20 protein-coding genes and 1 pseudogene are annotated in these 20660 nt (G+C 37.2%); 10 read left to right on the top strand and 11 right to left on the bottom strand.

Going from position 1 to position 20660, the window contains the following annotated elements:
• The first annotated feature begins 258 nt into the window (after positions 1 to 258).
• Complete coding sequence (gene oadA / locus HYG87_RS04730) at positions 259 to 1980, top strand: sodium-extruding oxaloacetate decarboxylase subunit alpha (protein WP_211534211.1); 1722 nt, start codon at positions 259 to 261, stop codon at positions 1978 to 1980.
• Between the two features lie 104 nt (positions 1981 to 2084).
• Here oadA and HYG87_RS04735 read toward each other — a convergent pair whose 3' ends face one another.
• The 4 genes and pseudogenes from HYG87_RS04735 to HYG87_RS04750 all read right to left on the bottom strand — a co-directional run bounded on the left by HYG87_RS04735 (position 2085) and on the right by HYG87_RS04750 (position 5186).
• On the bottom strand, positions 2085 to 2606 hold the full coding sequence (locus tag HYG87_RS04735) for a hypothetical protein (RefSeq protein WP_211534069.1): 522 nt from the start codon (positions 2604 to 2606) through the stop codon (positions 2085 to 2087).
• 178 nt (positions 2607 to 2784) lie between these two features.
• A pseudogene (gene queC / locus HYG87_RS04740) lies at positions 2785 to 3480 on the bottom strand (7-cyano-7-deazaguanine synthase QueC); the annotation flags it as partial.
• 30 nt (positions 3481 to 3510) lie between these two features.
• On the bottom strand, positions 3511 to 4716 hold the full coding sequence (gene larC, locus HYG87_RS04745; RefSeq protein ID WP_211534071.1) for a nickel pincer cofactor biosynthesis protein LarC: 1206 nt from the start codon (positions 4714 to 4716) through the stop codon (positions 3511 to 3513).
• Between the two features lie 131 nt (positions 4717 to 4847).
• Positions 4848 to 5186 carry an MJ1244 family protein gene (locus tag HYG87_RS04750; RefSeq protein WP_211534072.1) on the bottom strand — a complete coding sequence of 113 codons (339 nt, stop codon included), beginning with the start codon at positions 5184 to 5186 and terminating at the stop codon, positions 4848 to 4850.
• 62 nt (positions 5187 to 5248) lie between these two features.
• Between HYG87_RS04750 and HYG87_RS10980 the strand changes: the two genes are divergently transcribed.
• The 3 genes from HYG87_RS10980 to HYG87_RS04765 all read left to right on the top strand — a co-directional run bounded on the left by HYG87_RS10980 (position 5249) and on the right by HYG87_RS04765 (position 7955).
• Positions 5249 to 6349 (top strand): phosphatidylglycerophosphatase A, encoded by a 1101-nt coding sequence (locus HYG87_RS10980; RefSeq protein ID WP_249164893.1) that lies wholly within the window; start codon positions 5249 to 5251, stop codon positions 6347 to 6349.
• A 154-nt stretch (positions 6350 to 6503) separates the two neighbouring features.
• The gene (gene cobS / locus HYG87_RS04760) at positions 6504 to 7313 is read left to right on the top strand and encodes an adenosylcobinamide-GDP ribazoletransferase (protein WP_211534073.1); all 810 of its coding nucleotides are present in this window, start codon (positions 6504 to 6506) and stop codon (positions 7311 to 7313) included.
• Positions 7314 to 7415: 102 nt separating this feature from the next.
• Complete coding sequence (locus HYG87_RS04765; protein WP_211534074.1) at positions 7416 to 7955, top strand: tRNA (cytidine(56)-2'-O)-methyltransferase; 540 nt, start codon at positions 7416 to 7418, stop codon at positions 7953 to 7955.
• Positions 7956 to 8023: 68 nt separating this feature from the next.
• On the opposite strand, the gene HYG87_RS04770 is transcribed toward HYG87_RS04765, so the two are convergent.
• Positions 8024 to 9073, bottom strand: a complete 1050-nt coding sequence (locus HYG87_RS04770; RefSeq protein ID WP_211534075.1) for a PQQ-dependent sugar dehydrogenase — start codon at positions 9071 to 9073, stop codon at positions 8024 to 8026.
• Positions 9074 to 9270: 197 nt separating this feature from the next.
• On the opposite strand from HYG87_RS04770, the gene upp reads away from it, so the two are divergent.
• Positions 9271 to 9906: a uracil phosphoribosyltransferase gene (gene upp / locus HYG87_RS04775; protein WP_211534076.1), complete on the top strand. Its 636-nt coding sequence runs from the start codon at positions 9271 to 9273 to the stop codon at positions 9904 to 9906.
• 3 nt (positions 9907 to 9909) lie between these two features.
• On the opposite strand, the gene HYG87_RS04780 is transcribed toward upp, so the two are convergent.
• The 4 genes from HYG87_RS04780 to rplJ all read right to left on the bottom strand — a co-directional run bounded on the left by HYG87_RS04780 (position 9910) and on the right by rplJ (position 14722).
• Positions 9910 to 10404 (bottom strand): fumarate hydratase C-terminal domain-containing protein, encoded by a 495-nt coding sequence (locus tag HYG87_RS04780; protein ID WP_211534077.1) that lies wholly within the window; start codon positions 10402 to 10404, stop codon positions 9910 to 9912.
• 153 nt (positions 10405 to 10557) lie between these two features.
• Positions 10558 to 11727: a tyrosine decarboxylase MfnA gene (gene mfnA, locus HYG87_RS04785; protein WP_211534078.1), complete on the bottom strand. Its 1170-nt coding sequence runs from the start codon at positions 11725 to 11727 to the stop codon at positions 10558 to 10560.
• 60 nt (positions 11728 to 11787) lie between these two features.
• A complete protein-coding gene (gene ppsA / locus HYG87_RS04790) occupies positions 11788 to 14076 on the bottom strand; it encodes a phosphoenolpyruvate synthase (protein ID WP_211534079.1) in 2289 nt (762 codons plus the stop codon).
• 163 nt (positions 14077 to 14239) lie between these two features.
• Positions 14240 to 14722, bottom strand: coding sequence for a 50S ribosomal protein L16 (rplJ, locus tag HYG87_RS04795; RefSeq protein WP_211534080.1), 483 nt, complete (start codon positions 14720 to 14722; stop codon positions 14240 to 14242).
• Between the two features lie 334 nt (positions 14723 to 15056).
• On the opposite strand from rplJ, the gene HYG87_RS04800 reads away from it, so the two are divergent.
• The 5 genes from HYG87_RS04800 to HYG87_RS04820 all read left to right on the top strand — a co-directional run bounded on the left by HYG87_RS04800 (position 15057) and on the right by HYG87_RS04820 (position 18555).
• The gene (locus tag HYG87_RS04800) at positions 15057 to 15836 is read left to right on the top strand and encodes an ATP-binding protein (RefSeq protein WP_211534081.1); all 780 of its coding nucleotides are present in this window, start codon (positions 15057 to 15059) and stop codon (positions 15834 to 15836) included.
• Between the two features lie 37 nt (positions 15837 to 15873).
• Entirely contained in the window at positions 15874 to 16101 is a 228-nt protein-coding gene (locus tag HYG87_RS04805) for a KEOPS complex subunit Pcc1 (protein WP_211534082.1), read from the top strand.
• Positions 16102 to 16162: 61 nt separating this feature from the next.
• Entirely contained in the window at positions 16163 to 17731 is a 1569-nt protein-coding gene (gene serS, locus HYG87_RS04810; RefSeq protein ID WP_211534083.1) for a serine--tRNA ligase, read from the top strand.
• Between the two features lie 33 nt (positions 17732 to 17764).
• Positions 17765 to 18205 carry a B-box zinc finger protein gene (locus tag HYG87_RS04815; protein WP_211534084.1) on the top strand — a complete coding sequence of 147 codons (441 nt, stop codon included), beginning with the start codon at positions 17765 to 17767 and terminating at the stop codon, positions 18203 to 18205.
• 5 nt (positions 18206 to 18210) lie between these two features.
• Positions 18211 to 18555, top strand: coding sequence for a DUF2085 domain-containing protein (locus HYG87_RS04820; protein WP_211534085.1), 345 nt, complete (start codon positions 18211 to 18213; stop codon positions 18553 to 18555).
• Positions 18556 to 18649: 94 nt separating this feature from the next.
• Here HYG87_RS04820 and HYG87_RS04825 read toward each other — a convergent pair whose 3' ends face one another.
• A complete protein-coding gene (locus HYG87_RS04825; RefSeq protein ID WP_211534086.1) occupies positions 18650 to 19444 on the bottom strand; it encodes a peptidylprolyl isomerase in 795 nt (264 codons plus the stop codon).
• Positions 19417 to 20538: a nucleotidyltransferase family protein gene (locus HYG87_RS04830; RefSeq protein WP_211534087.1), complete on the bottom strand. Its 1122-nt coding sequence runs from the start codon at positions 20536 to 20538 to the stop codon at positions 19417 to 19419. The genes HYG87_RS04825 and HYG87_RS04830 overlap by 28 nt, the downstream gene beginning before the upstream one ends.
• Positions 20539 to 20660: the final 122 nt, after the last annotated feature.

Consider the following 20660-nt stretch of genomic DNA (forward strand, 5'->3'; position numbering starts at 1 on the left):
CCTTATTCTTATTAAGATATAATATTTTTCAATTAAAATCCTTGCGAAATTAGAATATTATTCAAAATCTTACCCTGAATAAAAGGGATGAAAAAAATAATAATATAAACTGATAAATTATAAATATCCTTAGTATAAGTATAAGAAACTAAAAAACCGGGGCATGGATTTTTGAGAAGTATTTAAGGTAGTACTTACTAACTATATAAAGATATTCTAAGTTTTGAATTATTTAAAGTATTTCTTGTGAGGGTCATGATGAAAAAAATAAAAATCGTAGAGACTGCATTTCGGGATGCACACCAGTCACTTCTGGCTACCCGGATGAGAACCCGAGATATGCTTCCCATTGCAGAGGAAATGGACAATGCAGGGTTTTATTCTCTGGAAGCCTGGGGTGGTGCCACCTTTGATACCTGTATAAGATATTTAAATGAAGATCCATGGGAAAGGCTACGTAGCCTCAAAGAACATGTTAAAAAGACCCCCCTACAGATGCTTCTACGGGGACAGAACCTGGTAGGTTATAAACATTACCCGGATGACATAGTAAAAAAATTCGTGGAAAAATCTTATGAAAATGGTATTGATATTTTCAGAATTTTTGACGCTTTAAATGATATAAGAAATATGGAATACGCTATTAAAATAGCTAAAGACCAGGGAGCTCATGTACAAGGAGTAATAAGTTATACCACCAGCCCTTACCACACTATGGAAAAATATGTGGAATTTGCCCAGGAATTAGAAGCTTTAAACTGTGATTCGGTGGCTATTAAGGATATGGCAGGTCTAATTTCACCCCATGATACATTCGAATTGGTTAAAACCTTAAAAGAAGAAACTGATTTAATGGTGAATTTACACTGTCACTGTACCAGTGGTATGACTCCCATGAGTTATTATGCTGCCTGTCAAGCAGGGGTGGACATAATTGATACTGCAATTTCTCCATTGTCCTGGGGAGCTTCTCAGCCACCTACAGAAAGTATTGTGGCTGCTCTAAAAGATACCCCCTATGATACGGGTATTGATTTAAAAACTTTAACCCGTATTAAAAAGTATTTTGAAGAAATCAAGAAAAAATATAGCAGTCTTCTGGATCCTATTGCTGAACAAATTGACACCGATGTATTGATTTACCAGATCCCTGGTGGAATGTTATCCAATCTGGTCTCCCAGTTAAAGGATCAAAATGCTCTGGATCGTTATGAAGACGTCCTGGAAGAAATGCCAAAAGTAAGGCAGGAAATGGGGTATCCTCCTCTGGTAACTCCGACCAGTCAGATAGTTGGTATCCAGGCTGTGATGAATATTTTAGGTGGAGAAAGGTACAAAATGGTTTCCAATGAAGTAAAGGAATACTTCAAAGGGTTCTATGGAAGGCCACCTGCCCCGGTGGATAAAAAAATAGCAAAAAAAATCATAGGGGAAGAAGTGCCTATTGATACCCGACCTGCTGATATTCTGGAACCACAATGGGAAAGATATAAAAAAGAAGGGGAAGAAGCAAATATAATCTCTAAAGAAGAGGACATCATTACTCTGGCCCTCTACCCGGCCATAGCCCCTAAATTTTTAAAAGGAGAAGCTGAAGAAGAAATTTTAGCCCCTCCTGAGGATTCCGCAGGATACTCTGGACCAGTAGAAATTCCTTCAGAATATAGTGTGGAAGTAGATGGAGACTTATTTGATGTAAAAATAGTCCCTACTGGTTTTATCTCAATTGAAGAAACAGGAACTGCATCCAGTAACAATGGCCCTGTAGAAGGAGGAGTTACCTCTACCATGCAAGGAATGATTCTTAAATTGAAGGTGGACATAGGAGATAAGGTTAATGAAGGGGATGTGGTAGCAGTTATTGAGGCCATGAAAATGGAAAATGATATTCATGCCACCCACAGTGGAAAAGTGAAAGATATATTAACTGCTGAAGGTGAAACGGTAAATGCCGGTGACACCCTGCTAGTTATAGGTTAGGTATCTGAAATAATTCATGTTTTAGATACAAATTTTTATTTTTTTGATTAAATCTCCTATTTTTTAATATTTCTAAAAAAAATTTAATTCTATTTTTAAACAATTCAGTTATCAATCTTTTCTATGTAAACTGTCCTTACCAGAGGTATCATTTTCTCTGGTGATAAATCTTCATCATCACACCTTCCTGAAAATTGCCCATAAGCAGTAATGTTATCACCTATCTGGAAAGGCATATCCTGAGAATAACTCAAGTAAATGTAATGATATCCTGGAATTTCAGAAACTTTTAAAATAATATCAACGGTGCCATCATAATTTATACGTTTATTTGTAATTTCACCGGTTACCTTTACTTTTTCCCAGGACTCATAATCAATAATAGATTGGTTTAAAGTAATAGCAGAAGCTTTATATTCTGGAACTTCTTCAGATGGAATAACAGGTAAATAAAAGTTAAAAATGTCCAATAATCCCCCACCTGACCCTGAAATAATATCATCTGAATTAAAATTAAAGCTTTCATCCAGCATGATACCCCAATCAGTTAAACCTGTTGATTGTAACCCTAATCCCAATAAAGCTAAAATTAGAATGGGTAGTAGTATCTTATTTTCCTGCTCCATATTCCATTCCCCTTTTGATTGATAAGTATGATAATTATAAAATATTAATTTAGGTATTATATGGGATAACACTTTGTTTTCTATTACTCATAATTAGAATAAAATAATTTAAAATATAAAATAACGCTAATATGCTTGGGATTCTATTATAGATATTTATGAAAATAAATTATTTACATTACTCATAAATAGTTTTATCTTCAATATTAGAATTTAAAAATGCCCTCTTTCTTCTCATACATGATTCGCATGTTCCACAGTGATGTTCAGTCCCCATATAACAGGAATAACTAAATTCCATAGGCGCGGCTATTTGATGCCCCAGCTCCACTATTTCTTTTTTGGATAGATCAATTAATGGAGCTGCAATCTGTACTCCTTCCAGGGTACCTATTCCCAGGGTCTGATTGAAAGCATCTAAAAACTCCCGAGAGTTGTCAGGGAAAGTAGTTGCTTCTTCCTCATCCCAACCAACTATAATTATCTCTGCATCCTCAGATTCAGCAAATGCAGTTGCAATAGCAGTAAATACAATGTTCCTTCCAGGAACCCATACTTTTCGGGCCGTATCATCACAAATTTGTTTATCATCCAGTTCTTCATTTTTAAGACTCGGTACCTCCCTATCCTGAGAAGTTAAGGCCGATTTTCCCAGTTTACCCAGCCAGCTTAAATCCATGACGGTGTGTTTAATATTTAGCTCCTTACATATTTCTCTGGATGACTCTATTTCCCGGTTAGAACTTCTCTGTCCATAATCGAAAGTCAGGGCATGAATTTGGTATTGCTTATGGAAGTATGTTGTGGCCACAGTAGAATCCAGTCCCCCCGAAAGTACTGCAATTGCTTTTTTTTTAGATGAATGCATGATAACTCTCCTTAAAGTTAAATAAAGTAAAAATTTTTATTTATCATTATCAAATTGCTTTTTAAAGGCCTCGTTAGCCTGAACCATCACATCATTTAAAGGGATTCCTGTTTTTGCGGATATGTGGCGGGCATCCTCATACTCCACCCGGGCAGTTATTATTTTAGAATCCCGCATTCCCACTTTAAAGTTCATCTGGTGCCTGCCATTAATATCAACTTCCAGAGGTATGATCTTTCGCTGCAGTACACTGCGGTGAATTAATGGAAAGGTTCTCACCCCCAGGGTCCCTGTTTCTTTGAATATAGATTCTGTAACCCTATTTGAATCTTTAGATTTACATATCACCCTTAAAAGCTGACCCGGTCTGTTTTTCTTCATTATACTGGGGATGATGGATACATCCAGAGCTCCCTCGTTTTTTAATATTTCAAAGAGGTGGCCCATTACTTCTCCACTGAGGTGGTCTAAATTGGTCTCCAGCAATGAGATTTTATCCTGTTCCACAGGTAAAGAGCCTCTTATTATACGAAGTACATTGGGGAAGTCCAGATCCATGGTTCCTGCACCATAACCCACCTCGGAGGGTGAAAATACCGGATGGAATGTTTTAAATTCGTCTTTCATACTCATTAAAATAGATGCTCCGGTAGGTGTGGTCAGTTCACTGTGAACCGGCCCCCCCATGGTTAAAGCTCCTTTTAAAATATTTAAAGTAGCAGGGGCAGGTATGGGCATTCTTCCATGAGCCCCCTGGATAGTCCCACCACCCAGAGCCACCGGGAGTGAATATATTTTTTCATGATGGAGTTTTAATTGATGATAGGCAAAACTGGCCCCTACAACATCTGCTAAGGCATCTGCTGCTCCTACTTCATGGAAATGGGTATTATCTAAAGAAGTCCCGTGGGCTTGTGATTCACCAACAGCTATTCTATGGAATACTTCCCTGGCAAAATCAATTACCTGTTCATCCAGCAGGTCATGATTAATATTGTCCAGTTTTTTCTTAAATTCATTATAGTAAATAGGTTTAGTATCTTTAGCATCAACCTGTACATAGGTGGATTTGATTCCTGCTTTATTAATAGAAGATATTTTTACTTCAACTTCCCCTAATAGGGAAGCAGAGTATTCCATTATTTCTTTAGTTTCATTTAAGTGGGCCCCCAAATCAAGTAAAGCACCTAAAACCATATTTCCAGATATTCCTGCATTTTGAGGATCAATTATTACTACCATGGCCAACTTTCCTTTAAAGAGTTATCTTACTAGCTTAATAATGTATTTAATTGAAAAATAATAATATTGCAGGCTTAGGTAGTTATCAGGCTTCCCTTATTCCCTAGCCTATAAAAAAATAATTTATTTAATTATATATCCTTAGCTCCCTTATTTACAATAATGCGCCGGATGGGAATTTCCACAATGGTATATTTTTCATCCTTCAAAATCAACCCGATTTCATCGATGATTGGTTGTACCTTTTCTTCATCAAGTACTGAACAAACCTGAACTGCATCCCTGGCATAGTCTTTTATAATGGATATGGCTGATTCAGGATCTTCTTTGATATTAAATCCCTGCCATTCCTGAGGTGAAATTCCCCTGTATTCCACTATATAAAACCCGGTGACCCCTGATTTAGTCAGAGAATTCATCACCTTTCCCAGGTTCTCAATTTCCACAAAAACCCGTAAATGAACTTTCATATTAACACCCTTTATTAAATATGTATTCCACATTATAATATTATTGGTGATGGAGTGACTATATGGAAAAGATCAATATAAGTGATGTTTTAATCTATAAAAACCCTCAAAAGATAATTATTAACAGAAAGAAAGGTTTTTTGGTTATGGGAATATGTGACATAGGGGGCGGATTAAATAGAGTTCAAAACATCATAATTAATCAGACCGAGGAAAATAAAACAAATTCCCTGAGAATCGCTGAGTTGGAATCATTACTGAAAGAGAATAACATTGAAGGAAAATTTTCACTTATTAATCACCCCTTTGATGAAGGTTTATTTATTACCTCTACCGACAGGATTAGTTTAATTACTTTTAAGGCAAATTCTATTAAATTAAATCCTATTTCAGACTCTTTAAACCTTATTTATCAAGAAGGTAGTGATTATTTACCCTGGTCCTTACACCACCTGCTAATCATACATGAAAACCTGACTTCTGCTGCACTTTTAAAATGCTTTAAGACTGCAGTTGAGACTAAAAAACAAATAGAAAATATGAAAGGTGTCCCTTTATTAGTGGAAAATCATGCAGATGATGATTGTCTGGTGGTAGCTTCGGTTATAGACAATGAAACCTGTTCTTTGGAAGGAAATCCTGTTGAAAATCTCTCTTTTGAAAGAGAGCTATCAGAATCAATTAAGCACATTATGGTTGAAAACAGTAAAAAAGCTTTTAATGAGTCTAATTTCTCAAAAGGAATCCTTGATTTTATTTATGAATCTGGTGTTACTCTGGAAGACCTGGTGAATGCAGGAATGGAGCTTTGTGTGGGAGTAGAGATTAGTCCTGAGCTAAAAGAAGCCCTGGGTAAACAAATTTTAAAATCTTTAGCAGACATAAATGTGATAGCTCTTATCATGGCCGGTATCAGAGTGGAAGAGGATTTTAAGCATCATCGTTTAAGAGAAGTAAATGTAGATGATGATCCCGCTTACCTTTACAGTGATGAGGTATTGGGAATGGCCATAGCCAATCAAATTGCAGGAACAAAAGCTATTTTCAATTTTAAGCGTTATGATGAATTAAAGCCCGGTATTTTATCCACTTTAGGGCCTATGCTGGATGATGTATTTGCCGGTCTGGTGGCAGGATGCATGTCTAAAATATTTGAAGAATAGGATGAATATACTGAGATTTTGAAAAAATTGAATTTAAACCAGGTGGAGAATATATAAATTAAATTATAAAAAAGCTATGGCCAGAATTAATGATTATAGATCAAAACCCTTACGATTTTTTTATTTAAGTTATTGAACACCGGGAGAATAATAAATGTCCACCCCTGATAAGCCAGTTAAAAAAACCCCAGTAACAGATAATAATCTAAAAAAGACAGCATGGTATATAAGTATAGCCGGACTTTTATCATTTTCCACAGTAATACCTCTGAATATCCATACCAGTATAAAGGATATGGCAAGATATACCTGGATGTGGCCCTTAATTGGTGGCTTAATTGGAGCATTGGTAGGGTTAGTGGGATTGGTCCTGCAGAATATTATGTTGCCTCCACTTATAATCTCCACCATAGTATATAGCTTCGCCCTATACTTCACCGGTTTTCATCACCTGGATGGACTTATAGATATGGGAGATGCTCTTATGGCACATGGAGCTCCTGAGCGAAAGATTGAAATTATGAGAGATCCCCGCATAGGTACCGGAGGGATTTCTATATTTTTTATTGTGGCAGCCATAACAGTGGCCACTATAGCTTCTCTGCCCGGTATGAACCTATTTTATGCTCTTGTTATATCAGAAATAGGGGCCAAACTAGGGCTAGTTAGCTGCTGCACCATCTCATCCCCCGAAGAACAGGGCACAGGTAAATATTTTATTAAAGCTATGAACCCTTATTCAATGAGCATAATAGTCATTATAAGTGTTTTAATTGGTTTCCTGCTCTTAGGAAGTGTAGGAATGGTTGGAATCATATTTAGTATTCTGGCGGGAATTTATGTAGCCCTTATGGCCCGAAAACATTTTAAAAATGCTACTGGTGATGTTTTAGGGGCTACCAATGAAATAGCACGTATGGTTTCACTTTTAAGCATGTTAATTGCATTTATGTGGATAGGTTAAGTTTGACTTGTTCAACTAAAGTTATGTGTATTAGGCCGGAATGGAGATAAATTTCCGAATCAACCCATATAATAGAGATTTTAATTACTGGTGGATTATAAAATGAATATAAGTATTTTAAGATTGGATCATCGTAGAAGAAGAGATGCCAGAATCACTACCCATGTTTGTCTTACAGCAAGGGCATTTGGAGCATCTGATATTGTTTTAAGTGGAGAAAAAGACCAGAAATTAATGGAAAATGTAGAAGATGTGGTTAAAAGGTGGGGGGGATCTTTTTCAATAAACTATAAGAAGAACTGGGATAATTATATGGAAGAATGGCAAAAACAGGGAGGAGAAGTAGTCCATCTTACCATGTATGGTTCTCCAGTACAGGAAGTGGTAAGTGAAATTCAAAAAACAGGTAAAAAAAAGTTAGTAGTGGTGGGGGGTTCCCGGGTTCCTACCAAAGTTTATAAATCTGCTGACTGGAATGTTTCCATCACCAATCAACCTCATTCAGAAGTTTCATCCCTGGGGGTTTTTTTACATATGTTGATGGAAGGCAAAGAATTTGAACTGAAATTTGAAGGAGCTGACTTAGAAGTAGTCCCTAAGGCAGAAGGTAAAGAGGTTTTAACTAAAAAAAATGATCCTTGATATTTTTATAAATTAAATGGATTATTGAATTTTTTATAAAAAATAAAGCCATATTTTATGGCTTTTAATCAATTAACCTTTATACGAATTATTTTATCATCATCCACTTTAGGAACACCCCTCCCATCACGATTACTAATGGAAATATAAAGGTAGTCCTCATGAACCACTACATCCCTGATACGGCCCAGATTGGTGAATAGTGCATTTTCTTCCAGAACAGATCTCCCATCAGCAGATAGTATTATCTGTCGGAGTTGATTACCCCTTAATCCAGCCACATACAATTTACCCTGGAAAAATGTCAGGCCAGATGGGGCCAGTGTGAAATTATTGTAACAGCTTATAGGTTGAATAAACTGGCTTTCAGGACTATCACATTCTTCTAATGGCCATCCATAATTTCCTCCTTTAATAATAAGATTAACTTCATCATTTTGTCGGGGTCCATGTTCAGCAGCATACATCAGCCCGTTTTCTGTATTCCAGGTTATTCCCTGGGGGTTTCGGTGGCCATAGGACCATACATAATTTCCAAATGGATTATCTTCAGGTATAGATCCGTCTTTGTTTAAACGAAGTATTTTTCCAGCCAGGGAATCGATTTGTTGGGATAATTCCGTTTGACCCGCGTCACCGGTAGTGGCATATAGTTTGCCATCAGGGCCAAATTTAAGGCGGCCCCCATCATGAATGGGATTAGCCGGAATGCCCTCCAGAATCACGGTTTCATCTTCCAGCTGGTTACTTAGAGTGAAGCGTGAAATACGATTATCAGTAGTGCTGGTGTAATAAAGATAGATATAATTATTTTCATTAAATTCAGGATCAACTGCAATTCCCAAAAGCCCGGATTCGCTCTGGGCCACTACATCTATAGTCCCCACCTCCTGCAGGGATTCACCATCCCATATACTAACTTTTCCCTCCCTTTGAGTGAATATCATCCGCCCATCCGGGAGAAAATCAATAGCCCAGGGAATGTTAAGTCCATCCACCACTACCTCTGGTTGGAATCCTTCTTCTTCAATTGTCTGTGGCCACACTAAAAATAAGGCCACTCCTAGAACCGCCAGTAATCCCACAATTAAAATTATTTTTTTGGAATTCACCCTCATACCCCTTTTAAACAATAGTTTTTCTATTTAAGAATCATCTTTCTTTGAATATTTTTTTAATTAAAAGCCCATATAATTTCCTATAATACCTCATTTTAGAATTTTATTACAATCTAAGGGATTATAAATACAACAAAAGCTATCAAGCATAGCCAATATAATTAAGTTATTGCTATCTAAATCACAGGAACTAAAATATGTTAAAAATAGTTAATCATTTACTGGTTCAGGAACGTTTAAGCAAAATAAGAAGAAAAGGAATTGATTCCAGTCATTTCAGAATGGGAATCATGGAAATTGGTAGATTGATATCATATGAATTTGCAAATACCCTCAATACCAAATCAATAGAAGTAGAAACTCCCCTGGGTGTAGCTGATGGAATAAAGATTAAGGAAAGGGAAGATATGGTAATAATCAGTGTGCTCCGAGCATCACTACCCCTTAGTTATGGAATTATGCGAATTTTCCCTGAAGCTCAAACCGGAGTGATTGGTGCCTGGAGGGAAGAAAAACCCCCTTTTCGGGTTAAAATGGATTATGTTAAGATTCCTGATTTAAATCAAAAAATAGTAATCGTGGCAGACCCTATGCTGGCCACAGGTAATACCATGGATCTGATTTTAAAAGTGCTGGAGAGGTATGGTAAGCCAAAAAGAATGGTCTTGTTTTCAGTTATTTCTTCCAGGATTGGTTTAGATAAAATAAAGAGTAAATATCCTGATTTAGAGATTTACACTTGCTCGGTGGAAGAAGAAGTCAATGCAGAGGGTTATATAATACCCGGAATGGGTGATGCAGGAGATATAGCATTTGGTAAACCATCCCCATAATAATTAATAAATAGATTTTCCATGAGCAATAGCTACAATTGCCGGGATTTCTTCCACTTTCAAGTTGTGAATAGCTTCCATTCCCTCTTCCTGGAAGGCCACTACTTTTTTAGATATGACTTTACTACTTAAAAGGGCAGCTGCGGGAGGGGTGACTGCAAATATGGCCCTATTTTCTTTTAATTCATTAATTGTTTCTTTCCCCAGAGCACCCTTACCCAGGTGAATGCGAACCCCTTGACGGGATAGTTCCCCTATAGAACCCTCTATTTCCTCTTTATTGCTGGTGGTAGGGGCTATTCCGGCATCACTAACTGCAGTATGCATGATAACTGATCCCGATAATTCTAAAAGTTTTTCTCCTCTTTTTATAGAAGAAATTAATTTCGGAAGGGCCGCATCCCGGCCAGTGAAGATTTCACCACTTATTAAAATCTGGTCACCGGCACTTAATTTTTCAAGTTCCTTCAATTCAACAGGAGTTTTTATTTTTATCATAAGAATCACCATAAAAGTTTTAAGGTTATGGAAATTTATTTATATTTTCACAGGACTTTTATCGAATAGAAGAATCTGGTATTATATAATTAAAAGTCATTTTATCTAAAATTAGGTCATTTTAAATGGATATATTATTGCCAGGACGTAATTTTAAAGAGCACTTTTTTGAATAGACTTAAGGTCATCCATGAATTCCACTATATGTTCCTTCCTTATATGGGGCATGAGTACAATCCGGATAGCAGGAGGACAGGCTGATACAGAAACCACCCAACCTTTTTGTTTGAGTTTAGTTGAAAGTTCTTTTGCAGGGATTTTCCCGGAATTAAAAGCCACTATATTTAATTCAGGCTCACTTACCAATTCAAATCCAGAACTAGTTAATTCTCTTGCTAAAAAATTTGTAACCTCCATAGTACTGCTGGCAATTTTCATATATCCTTCTTTACCCATATATTTTAAAATAGCCCAGGTAGCAGCTGCTGAAGCTCCAGTTCGAGTTCCTACTATGGTGGACTGTTGTTTTTCAGTCAGATAGGGAGTTTCAATGCTCATTACATCCAGAAATTTTTTTTCCCTGAAGAGGATGCATCCTGTGGGAATGGGAGTTAAACCCAGTTTATGAGGGTCAACCGTTATGGAGGATACACCACTTAATTTAAAATTAAATTCAGGTATTTTAAATCCCATTTCTTTTAGGAAAGGTATTATGAAACCACCAAATGCGGCATCAACATGCAGATAGATATTTTTTTCATTACAAATCCGGGATAACTCCCCAATAGGGTCCACCTTCCCCAGTTCAGTTGTTCCTGCTACTCCTACCACTGCTACAGTTCGGGAAGATATTAATTCTTGAACGGAGTCTAAGTCAATTTTGTAGTTTTCATCTAATTCTGCTTCCATTAATTTAAGGCCCAGAATATCTGCTGCTTTTTTAAAGGAAAAATGAGCCGATTTAGGTACAATTATTTCCGGCGAGGAGGTAGGTGAATTAATCCGGGCCATGTTGCGGGCAGCACGAATAGCCATAAGATTACCTTCAGTCCCCCCTGTTATAACATGACCATATGCAGATTTACAACCTAAAAAGGACCCTAAAAGAGATATAACCTCATCTTCCAGTGCTTTTGTCCCTTTAAAAAGTCCGGGATCCCCTAAGTTAGACTCTAAAAAATCACAGTATGCTTTTTTCGCAACAGGATGGGCGCAGGTACACATAGACCCAAGTATGCGACCCGATTTGTAGTCCATGTCATTTTCCTGGAATTTTTTGAGTTTATCAAATACCAGCCCCGGGCTGAGTCCTTTTCTATCCATAAAATTACCTGAAAATAGATTAAAAAAAATACAGGATATAAAAAAAGAAAAAGAGTATATTTACTCTTTAACCAATTTTCTAGCAGCTTTAAGAAGTAATTTTTGCTCACTACGGGCTACTGTTCGACGCACTTCGTTTACAGCGTCAGTGTTAGCAGAAACACTGCTTATACCCAATTCAACCAGTTTTTCCACTATCTTAGGTATACTGCCTGCCTGACCACAGATACTGGTCTTTACACCGGCAGCTTCACATTTTTTAATAACCCTTTCAATTAGTTTTAAGACCGCCGGGTGACCTTCACTATACAAACCGGCAACATGTTCATTATTCCTGTCAATAGCCAGTGTATACTGAGTTAAGTCATTGGTTCCGAAACTTACAAAGTCAATTCCCACGTCAATAAAGTCTTCAATGATTAAGGCAGCTGCTGGTGTTTCCACCATTATTCCAAACTCTATATCCTTTTGAGGTTTGAGTCCCACTTCTTCAGCTATTTTTTTAGCTTCCTTAAGTTCATCAGGGTGCTGAACCAGAGGTATCATGATACCTACATTGGTGTATCCCTGTTCATGGAGTTTTTTAATAGCTTTAAATTCCGCTTTAAGAATTTCAGGTTCATCCAGTTCCCTTCTAATACCTCTCCAGCCCAGCATAGGATTGTGTTCATAGGGTTCATCCTGCCCACCATCCAGTGTTTTAAATTCATCAGTGGGGGCATCCAGAGTACGGTACCATACCGGGCGGGGATAGAAGACATCCACTACTTTTAGAATATTCTCCACCAGAATATTAATCAGTTCAGCCTCATTTCCATCTTTAATATATTTTTTAGGATGTACTCCAGTGGCCAGCATCATGTGTTCTGTTCTTAAAAGGCCCACACCATCTGCTCCGGTAGCTGCGGCTTTTTGAGCAGCTTCAACCATGCTAACATTTACTTTTACTTCTGTAACTGTAAGTACCGGTGCTTGAGATAAAGCAGGAGCCTCTACTTCTTCTTTTTTGGTAGAAACTTTTAGTTTTCCCTCATAGACAATTCCTTTATTACCATCCAGAGTTACCACCTGATTTTCATCAAGGATCTGACTAGCATCAGTAGTTCCCACCACACAGGGTATTCCCAATTCCCGGGATACAATAGCTGCATGACAGGTAACTCCTCCTTCATCAGTGATTATTCCGCTGGCCCTTTTCATAGCAGGGACCATGTCTGGAGTGGTCATAGCCGTTACCAGAACATCTCCGGATTGTATTTTATCCAGCTCATCAATACTCCTGATTATTTTAACTGCTCCTGAAGCCATACCCGGACTGGCACCTAAGCCTTTAGTAATAATATTCCTTTCAGCTTCTTCTGATTCATCAATGAGAGCATCAGGCCCATTTAAAGTAGTAACTGGTCGAGATTGGAGCATGAAGACTTTTCCACCTTCAATAGCCCATTCAGTATCCTGAGGGAACTGATAATGGTCATGAATTTTTTTACCCATGGCAGCTAATTCTGCTAATTCCATATCAGAGAGAACTCTTCTTTTTTTAAGTTCATCAGGGACTTCTGTTTTAATGGTTTTCCCCTGTTCTGGATCTTTGTGGAACATGATGTTTTTTTCACTTATGGTTTCTTCCAGAATTTCGCCAGTTTCTTTATCCACCCAGTAGGTATCAGGAGTTACTGTTCCAGATACCACGGCCTCTCCCAATCCCCAGGAACCTTCAATAAGTATTTTTTCTTCCCCGGTGGAAGGGTGTACCGTGAACATGACTCCTGCCTTTTCAGCATCCACCATTTCCTGTACTACCACTGCAATGTAAACTTTGGAATGTTCAAAGTTGTTTTCTTCTCGATAGAATATGGCCCTGGCTTCAAAAAGAGATGCCCAGCACTTCTGAACATATTTTAAAACATCTTCTGCTCCTTTAATATTAAGGAAGGTATCTTGCTGTCCAGCAAAAGAAGCTTCCGGTAAATCTTCTGCAGTGGCAGATGAACGGATAGCTACAAAAGTGTTTTCTGTTCCTACTTTATGGCATAGGGCATTATAAGCCTCAATTATAAGGGTGTTAATGTCTTCTGGAATTTCAGCATTTATAATGGTATTTTTAATATTTTTAGAAGCTTCCTGTAATTCTTTATTGTTATTAACGTCTAAAGAATCCAGGTACCCCATTACTTCTCCATAAATTCCAGTGTCTTTCATGAATTTATCATAGGTTTCGGATGTTACCACAAATCCGGAAGGAACAGGTATACCTGCCTGGGTAAGTTCACCCAGATTAGCTCCCTTTCCACCAGCAATGTCAACATCTTCCTTGTTTAGATCTTCAAAGAATGCCACATATTTCATTTTATCCCCTTAAAATTTCTTGCTTATTTAGATAAGTTAAATATGAGATTAAATTCTATTTAATTTGAAAATGAATTTATATCAGAATTTATAATTTTTAAAAAGTTAATAAGAGTATAATAAAATTTTAACCGGTTATGAACCGGTTAAATCCATTTTCATATTATTTTACCAGTTCTTCTCCTTTTTCAATAATGAAGCTGCAAGAAACTGGTATTTTCATAGCGGCTCTTCTCAGGGCCTCTTTAGCATCCTTGAAGTTTTTCTTATTGGTTTTAACCGTTAATATTTTCTGTCCCTTTTTAACCAGGGCAGTGGAACTAACTGGCTTACCAAAAGCTTTCCTCATACCATCCTGTACACGGTCAGCACCGGCTCCAGTTGCCATAGGATTTTCACGAACAATGTGATGAGGGTAAACTCTTATTTTCAAATGATAACCCATTCGTCCTGCTTTCCTCTGCATATACCTGTTTGAAGCAATCCTGGCCGCTTCTAATGCATTATGTGAAATGCTGGCTGGACCCTTAACTGCTATACTTACAGATACTGGAAATTCAGCAGATAAATTACCCATATCATATTGAACAATCCGTGAACCGGGGATTCTTCTAATGTACTCTTTTCTTGTGTACGCTCGAACCATAAATAATCCTCCTTAAAAATTTCATTAATAAATACTAGAAAATTGTAGAGTGATAACTTTGATTAAGTTAAGTTCAATTTCTAAATAACCATTAATAAATATTGCCTTTACATATTCTTATAATGATTCTGGTAAATATATACCATAACCTTTACCATTATTATAATTGAATTAATTTATTAATTAAAAGGTACTTAAAAATGTAGTGAACTATTAAGAAGAAAGATAAAAAATACATCTTAATCATCTTAATTAGTGAAAGCTCCTTTAAATTAAATTAAATAGCTATTCGAATTAAATCCATGAATATAACCTTAAATGAAGGTGTTATCAAATGAAAATTGCTATAACTGGAAAAGGAGGGGTGGGTAAAACAACCCTTTCAAGTACTTTATCCTGTATATTTTCCCGGACATATAAAGTATTCGCCATTGATGCTGACCCGGACATGAACCTGGCATCCAGCCTGGGCATCACTAAGAATATTACTCCTATATCAAAAATGAAAGAATTGATTAAGGATAGAACCGGTGCTGAACCCGGTTCCTCTTTTGGGGAAATATTCCGAATAAACCCTAAAATAAGTGACCTTCCTGAATCTCTTTCCATTAATTATGATCCAGAAGGGAGACTGAAACTGCTGGTTATGGGTACTGTGGATAAAGGAGGGGATGGTTGTATATGTCCTGCTTCTGTTCTCCTTAAGGCTATTTTAAGGCATATGATCTTAAAAAAAGATGAAATAGTGATTCTGGATATGGAAGCCGGGATTGAACATTTAGGGCGAAAAACCGCTGAATCCGTTGATATGATGATTGTGGTGGTTGAACCTGGTTTAAAATCCCTGGAAACCGCCCATAGAATAAAAAAACTCGCCGGAGATATTGGAGTACAAAATATACAGGCAGTGATTAATAAGGTCTCCACTAAAGAAGAAGAATCATTTGTTCAACAGAAGCTAAAAGAACTTGATATTGGAGTAATTGGAAGTATACCTCGTGATCAGATGGTTATAAAGGCAGATATGGAAGGAAGACCATTAACGGATTATGATGACTCGCCAGCACTTGATTCTATAGAAAAAATAGCAGAAAACATCTTAAATATGGAATAAATAAGACCATTAATTAAAATCAATAAAGGTTCTCATAATGAATTTTAAAGCAGATATCAAACTGGAATATAAAACAAAAAAGCAGGCCCAAATTGCTTTAGAATCTTTAAAACCAGATAATATAAATTATGTAAATTCCAAAATACAGGGAAGTACGTTAATATTTAAATTATCTGGTGAATCAATTCGCAGTTTCCTGGCTAGTGCTGATGACCTCATCTTCTGCGAGATGGTAGTGGAAAAAATGTTAAATGAGATGAAATGAATTTGAGTTCCAGTTTAAGAATCTTTATTGATTATGCTTAAAATGATAACAGGTGAAAGTAATGAAATTCATACTTCAAGGCGAAATAAGTTTCTCTAAAGATGCCGAAAATGCTAGAGAAGACTTAAAAGAGTTTATAAAAGAGGCTAATAGTGAATTACTGCTCCGGGGTGTTCCTGAAAATCAGAAAAAAGAAGGGGCTAAAATCACCAGCTGGAATATTGAAGGGGCCTTACTAAAACTACAAATAGATTCAGGGCACAGAGTCAGGGCATATGACGCCCTTTTAAGGATTAAAAAACCATTAGGTGAACTTCTAGGTAAAAAATATCATCTGGGTATAAGGAAGATGCATGTTAACTGCTACCAGATTATTATACCTACCCGAGAAGGTAGTTATGATATAGATATGGAACTGGCCCGGAGTCTTCCTCAGATTTCTGATTTTAAAATAGAAGAAAATAGAGTGGTGGTGGAGCTACATAATCTCTCTGAATCAGAACTAAGAAAACATATCGTCAATCGGATTATTAAGCATGTTACCCTGGAAAAGCAGGAAGAAGAAGAATCTTCTGCAGAAAAACCTACAGATATTCTAACCCGCCAGGTAACCAAAGCCACCCCTGGAGAAATAATAGCACGTAGTAAAAAAATTAAGCCGCTTTTTAAAGGAGATCCCACTGAAGAAGCTGTAAAACAGGGTTGGGTTAAAAAATTCCCTGGTCGTGGCCAGTGGTTCTACGGCCCCCAGCTGGTAGCTCTACAGAGAGCCCTGGAAGAGATATTATTAGAGGAAATGGTGTATAAAATGGGTTTTATGGAATGTCTATTCCCTAAATTAATCCCCATACCCATAATGCATAAAATGAGATACCTGGAAGGGCTCCCTGAGGGAATGTATTACTGTTCTGCTCCAAAAAGAGACCCGGAAACCTTTGAAAAATTCAAAAATGATCTGATAATCAATAAAGAAGTTCCCATTGATCTTTTAAAAGAAGGACTAAAAGACCCATCCTATGTTATAGCTCCCGCCCAGTGCGAACCATTTTATGAATTTTTAAGTCACGAAGTGGTGGATGAAAAAGAGTTACCAATAAAATTCTTTGATAGAAGTGGATGGACCTACCGCTGGGAAGCTGGAGGGGCCAAAGGTTTGGATCGGGTTCATGAATTCCAACGAATAGAACTGGTATGGTTAGGTACACCTGAACAAACCAATAATATCCGGGATGAATCCATTGATCTTTCTTATGAAATCGCCGATAAAATGGAATTGGAATGGTACAATGAAGTAGGAGACGACCCTTTCTATCTGGAAGGGCGAAAGGTGGAAGATAGAGGTATTGAATTCCCGGATGTGCCTAAATATGAAATGAGATTATCCATACCTGGACAGGAGAAAGGAGTGGCAGTTGTTTCTGCTAATGTCCATGGGACTCATTTTGTAGAAGGATTTTCTATAAAAGAAGCCCGAAAACAGAATATATGGACAGGATGTACGGGAATAGGAGTTTCACGATGGGTATTTGGTTTCCTGGCTCAGAAAGGTTTTGATATGGAAAAATGGCCAGAAATAGTTAAAGAAAGGGTGGAAAAAATTAGAGTACCGAAAATGGTAACCTGGCCCTGAGGGATTTTTGATCTTTTAAAAAGGTGAGTTAGAATGAAATGCGAAAACCATCCAGATAAGGAAGGAGTGGCCGCCTGTGTAAGTTGTGGTAAAATACTCTGTGCAGATTGTCGTTTAAAACTGGTTGGAAAAAATTACTGTCAGGAATGTGCCGATGACCTGGTAACTTTGTATAGTGATAAAAAAGAGGTAGCTTCAGAATCAAAACCCATAAAAGCAGGTTATGGTAAAGTAAAACCCCAAAGCAGCCCTGCTATGGATAACAGCTATGAAAAAGCCAGACCAGTTAAAAAAGATTCCTCCAATAGATTCCTGCTATTTTGCCTTATTTTCCTGGTGGTCCTGTTTTTTATTGCTCTGGGGCTTTACATAATTTACCTGTTGTATCTGGCTCCTTTTTATGGTGACCTGTCAAATGTAATAAATATTTTGCTCACCGACCCTCAGAGGATAATTAACTTTTTAATAGGTTAAAATGAGTGGATTTATTGACTGACCCCCAATACCCTAAATTTTTACCCCTGTGCCATCAAAAAGAAGATAGGAGCATTTATTTTAAAAATAAACCTCTCCCCCTTTGTGCAAGGTGTACTGGTATTTTTTTAGGAATATTCACGTTGCCTTTTTTTCATATAGGCCTTATAGATCCATCTATTTTAGCCTTATTATTCTTAACCGCACCGGCAATAATTGATGGAGGTACCCAGTATCTGGAATGGAGAGAAAGTAATAATTTGCTCCGTTTAGTTACTGGTTTTATGTTAGGGTCGTCTCTGGCAATTTTAGTGGTGATAACCGGTAGAATAATTGTTTATAGCCTGTAAAAATAAATTATCTTTTATTAAAATTAATAATCATATAAAATTTTAAAAATAAGAACTATAATAATACTAAAAAAAAAAATATAAAAAAGAGAAATTAATCCTCTTTTTCTTTTTTTACCTCGGTGAGAACTTCTTCAGCAATTTCTTCTACTTCTTCTTCAGTTACTCCGCCTTCAGGCATTTCTTTTTTCTTTTCAAAGACATCGGCAAATTCCACTTTTTCCAGGTTTTCAATGTTTTCCCAGATATCTTTGGCTATTCTAAACCGGGCAAAGGTAATGTCCATGTAAGATTTCTGGTCAAACCGGCTAAGTTCATCCATAATAATGGTTACTTTACCATCCTGGATGTTTACTTCAGTCTTATCCATGTTAATTTTAGGATTAGGATAGTGGAGCTGGATCATGCTCTTAATTTTATCCACATCGTCTTCCAGAATCTCTTTAATTTCCACCTGATACTCCAGGTTCTTTCCAGCTAATTCATGATTAAAGTCCAGACGAACTCTTCCACCACTTATGCTTTGAATTCTGCCATTGTGACCTTCTACCGTAATATTCATTCCCACATAAGGTTTTATGTTCTGTTTTTTGAACTCCTTCATAGGAACCAGTTGCACCAGTTTAGGATCCCTGTCTCCAAAACCATCTTCAGGAGTCAATTCAATTGTTTTTTGTTCTCCTGCTTCCATATCAATAATAGCCTGGTCGATTCCTTTTAAAAGGTGACCTCCGCCTACAATTATAGGTATGGGTCCATATACCTTTTCATCAATTTTAATTCCGGCTTCTTCAGCCACTTCTTCTATGGTGGTATCAAAGACATCACCAGTCTCTTTGGTTCGTCCTGTAAATTCTAATCTTACGAAATCTCCTTCTTTAATTGCCATATCTCTAGCCTCCTGTGAGGTATTCTATTTTTAAACTCTTGTAAAACGTGTTTATCTTTATAATTTAATACACGAATAAGAGAAGGGTAATTTTCTATATACTTAGAAATTGTTTCCTTATCAACTTTTGCCTCCAGAGAAGATAAAACCCTATGTTGAAAATGGGTGGAAAACCCCCGGGAGATACATTTCTGAATTTGATTCAAATTTTCAAAAGGCCTCTTTGTTAATAGTTTTTCCACAGTATTCTCATCTACTAAGGATAAGGATAATAGTTCTTCTTTACGGTATTCATTAACTGTTTTTAAAATATTTTCTATATCCCTTAAATCATGTAAAGGGGCCCTATTTAAAGTCATTTCCTGTTCCAGAACCTTAATAGTTTCTGGAGGTAACATGTCCCTGGCCTGACTAAGTTCCCCTTCCAGGACGGCCTGGCGAATGATGGTTCCACTCACATCAGGAATGCGTTTAACAAATATGAATTTATTTTTAAAATCAAATCCAATTTTAGTAAGTGACCGGGAAAGAGAAGCAATAACATAGTTGTCTTCTTCCAGCTTGCCCTCCATTACGATTTCCCGGGTATTCATATCCACCATTTTATATGGTTTGGGAGCCACTCCATGTCCTTTACTGATTCTTTCCATTATTTGATCAAATCCCTCCACTGGTTTAAAGCCACGTGGAATGTAATCTGCATCCAGGGCCTGGAACATGCGGGCCAAACAAAGAGAATATTGACCAGACCCCATAATGCCCATAGGAGGCCCTTCCACCACTATATCTGCCCCGACATTTACTGCGGCTCGGGCCCGGGCTTCCCGGGTCATGATGTATGGCAGGCCCCGGCCACTGCGCTCAGTTGGTCCTGGAACCACCGCCACAAATAATCCTTCCGGGACTTTTTTTTTCGCTTCCATCATACAATGCCGGTGCCCCTTATGTAGTGGAGAATATTCCGTGAAATCAGCAATAAGAGGCCGCATGCTCTTATTTAATTTTTTATATGCTGGTTTTTGGGAAGCATCATGGTAGATAATATTTCTATCCCTTTCCAGTATGGCTGTGATTAGATTTTCAGAAGGTGACATGTTATCATTATTTTAATTTTAGGATTCAGTATTTGGTTAAACAATAACCTAACAACACAAATTATTTGATTACCTTTTAATAAAACTTATGGCTGATGCAAAAGAACAGAACTGGTGCAAGT

The sequence above is a fragment of the Methanobacterium alkalithermotolerans genome (assembly GCF_018141185.1).
Taxonomy (GTDB): Archaea; Methanobacteriota; Methanobacteria; order Methanobacteriales; family Methanobacteriaceae; genus Methanobacterium_F; species Methanobacterium_F alkalithermotolerans.

Coding starts and splice junctions, on each gene's coding strand:
- HYG87_RS04815 (WP_211534084.1), top strand. CDS start 17,765: ATGAAATGCGAAAACCATCCAGATAAGGAAGGAGTGGCCGCCTGTGTA.
- HYG87_RS04770 (WP_211534075.1), bottom strand. CDS start 9,073: ATGAGGGTGAATTCCAAAAAAATAATTTTAATTGTGGGATTACTGGCG.
- oadA (WP_211534211.1), top strand. CDS start 259: ATGAAAAAAATAAAAATCGTAGAGACTGCATTTCGGGATGCACACCAG.
- HYG87_RS04765 (WP_211534074.1), top strand. CDS start 7,416: ATGAATATAAGTATTTTAAGATTGGATCATCGTAGAAGAAGAGATGCC.
- serS (WP_211534083.1), top strand. CDS start 16,163: ATGAAATTCATACTTCAAGGCGAAATAAGTTTCTCTAAAGATGCCGAA.
- HYG87_RS04800 (WP_211534081.1), top strand. CDS start 15,057: ATGAAAATTGCTATAACTGGAAAAGGAGGGGTGGGTAAAACAACCCTT.
- HYG87_RS04825 (WP_211534086.1), bottom strand. CDS start 19,444: ATGGCAATTAAAGAAGGAGATTTCGTAAGATTAGAATTTACAGGACGA.
- mfnA (WP_211534078.1), bottom strand. CDS start 11,727: ATGGATAGAAAAGGACTCAGCCCGGGGCTGGTATTTGATAAACTCAAA.
- cobS (WP_211534073.1), top strand. CDS start 6,504: ATGTCCACCCCTGATAAGCCAGTTAAAAAAACCCCAGTAACAGATAAT.
- HYG87_RS04780 (WP_211534077.1), bottom strand. CDS start 10,404: ATGATAAAAATAAAAACTCCTGTTGAATTGAAGGAACTTGAAAAATTA.
- HYG87_RS04750 (WP_211534072.1), bottom strand. CDS start 5,186: ATGAAAGTTCATTTACGGGTTTTTGTGGAAATTGAGAACCTGGGAAAG.
- upp (WP_211534076.1), top strand. CDS start 9,271: ATGTTAAAAATAGTTAATCATTTACTGGTTCAGGAACGTTTAAGCAAA.
- HYG87_RS04805 (WP_211534082.1), top strand. CDS start 15,874: ATGAATTTTAAAGCAGATATCAAACTGGAATATAAAACAAAAAAGCAG.
- HYG87_RS10980 (WP_249164893.1), top strand. CDS start 5,249: ATGGAAAAGATCAATATAAGTGATGTTTTAATCTATAAAAACCCTCAA.
- HYG87_RS04735 (WP_211534069.1), bottom strand. CDS start 2,606: ATGGAGCAGGAAAATAAGATACTACTACCCATTCTAATTTTAGCTTTA.
- rplJ (WP_211534080.1), bottom strand. CDS start 14,722: ATGGTTCGAGCGTACACAAGAAAAGAGTACATTAGAAGAATCCCCGGT.
- ppsA (WP_211534079.1), bottom strand. CDS start 14,076: ATGAAATATGTGGCATTCTTTGAAGATCTAAACAAGGAAGATGTTGAC.
- larC (WP_211534071.1), bottom strand. CDS start 4,716: ATGGTAGTAATAATTGATCCTCAAAATGCAGGAATATCTGGAAATATG.
- HYG87_RS04830 (WP_211534087.1), bottom strand. CDS start 20,538: ATGTCACCTTCTGAAAATCTAATCACAGCCATACTGGAAAGGGATAGA.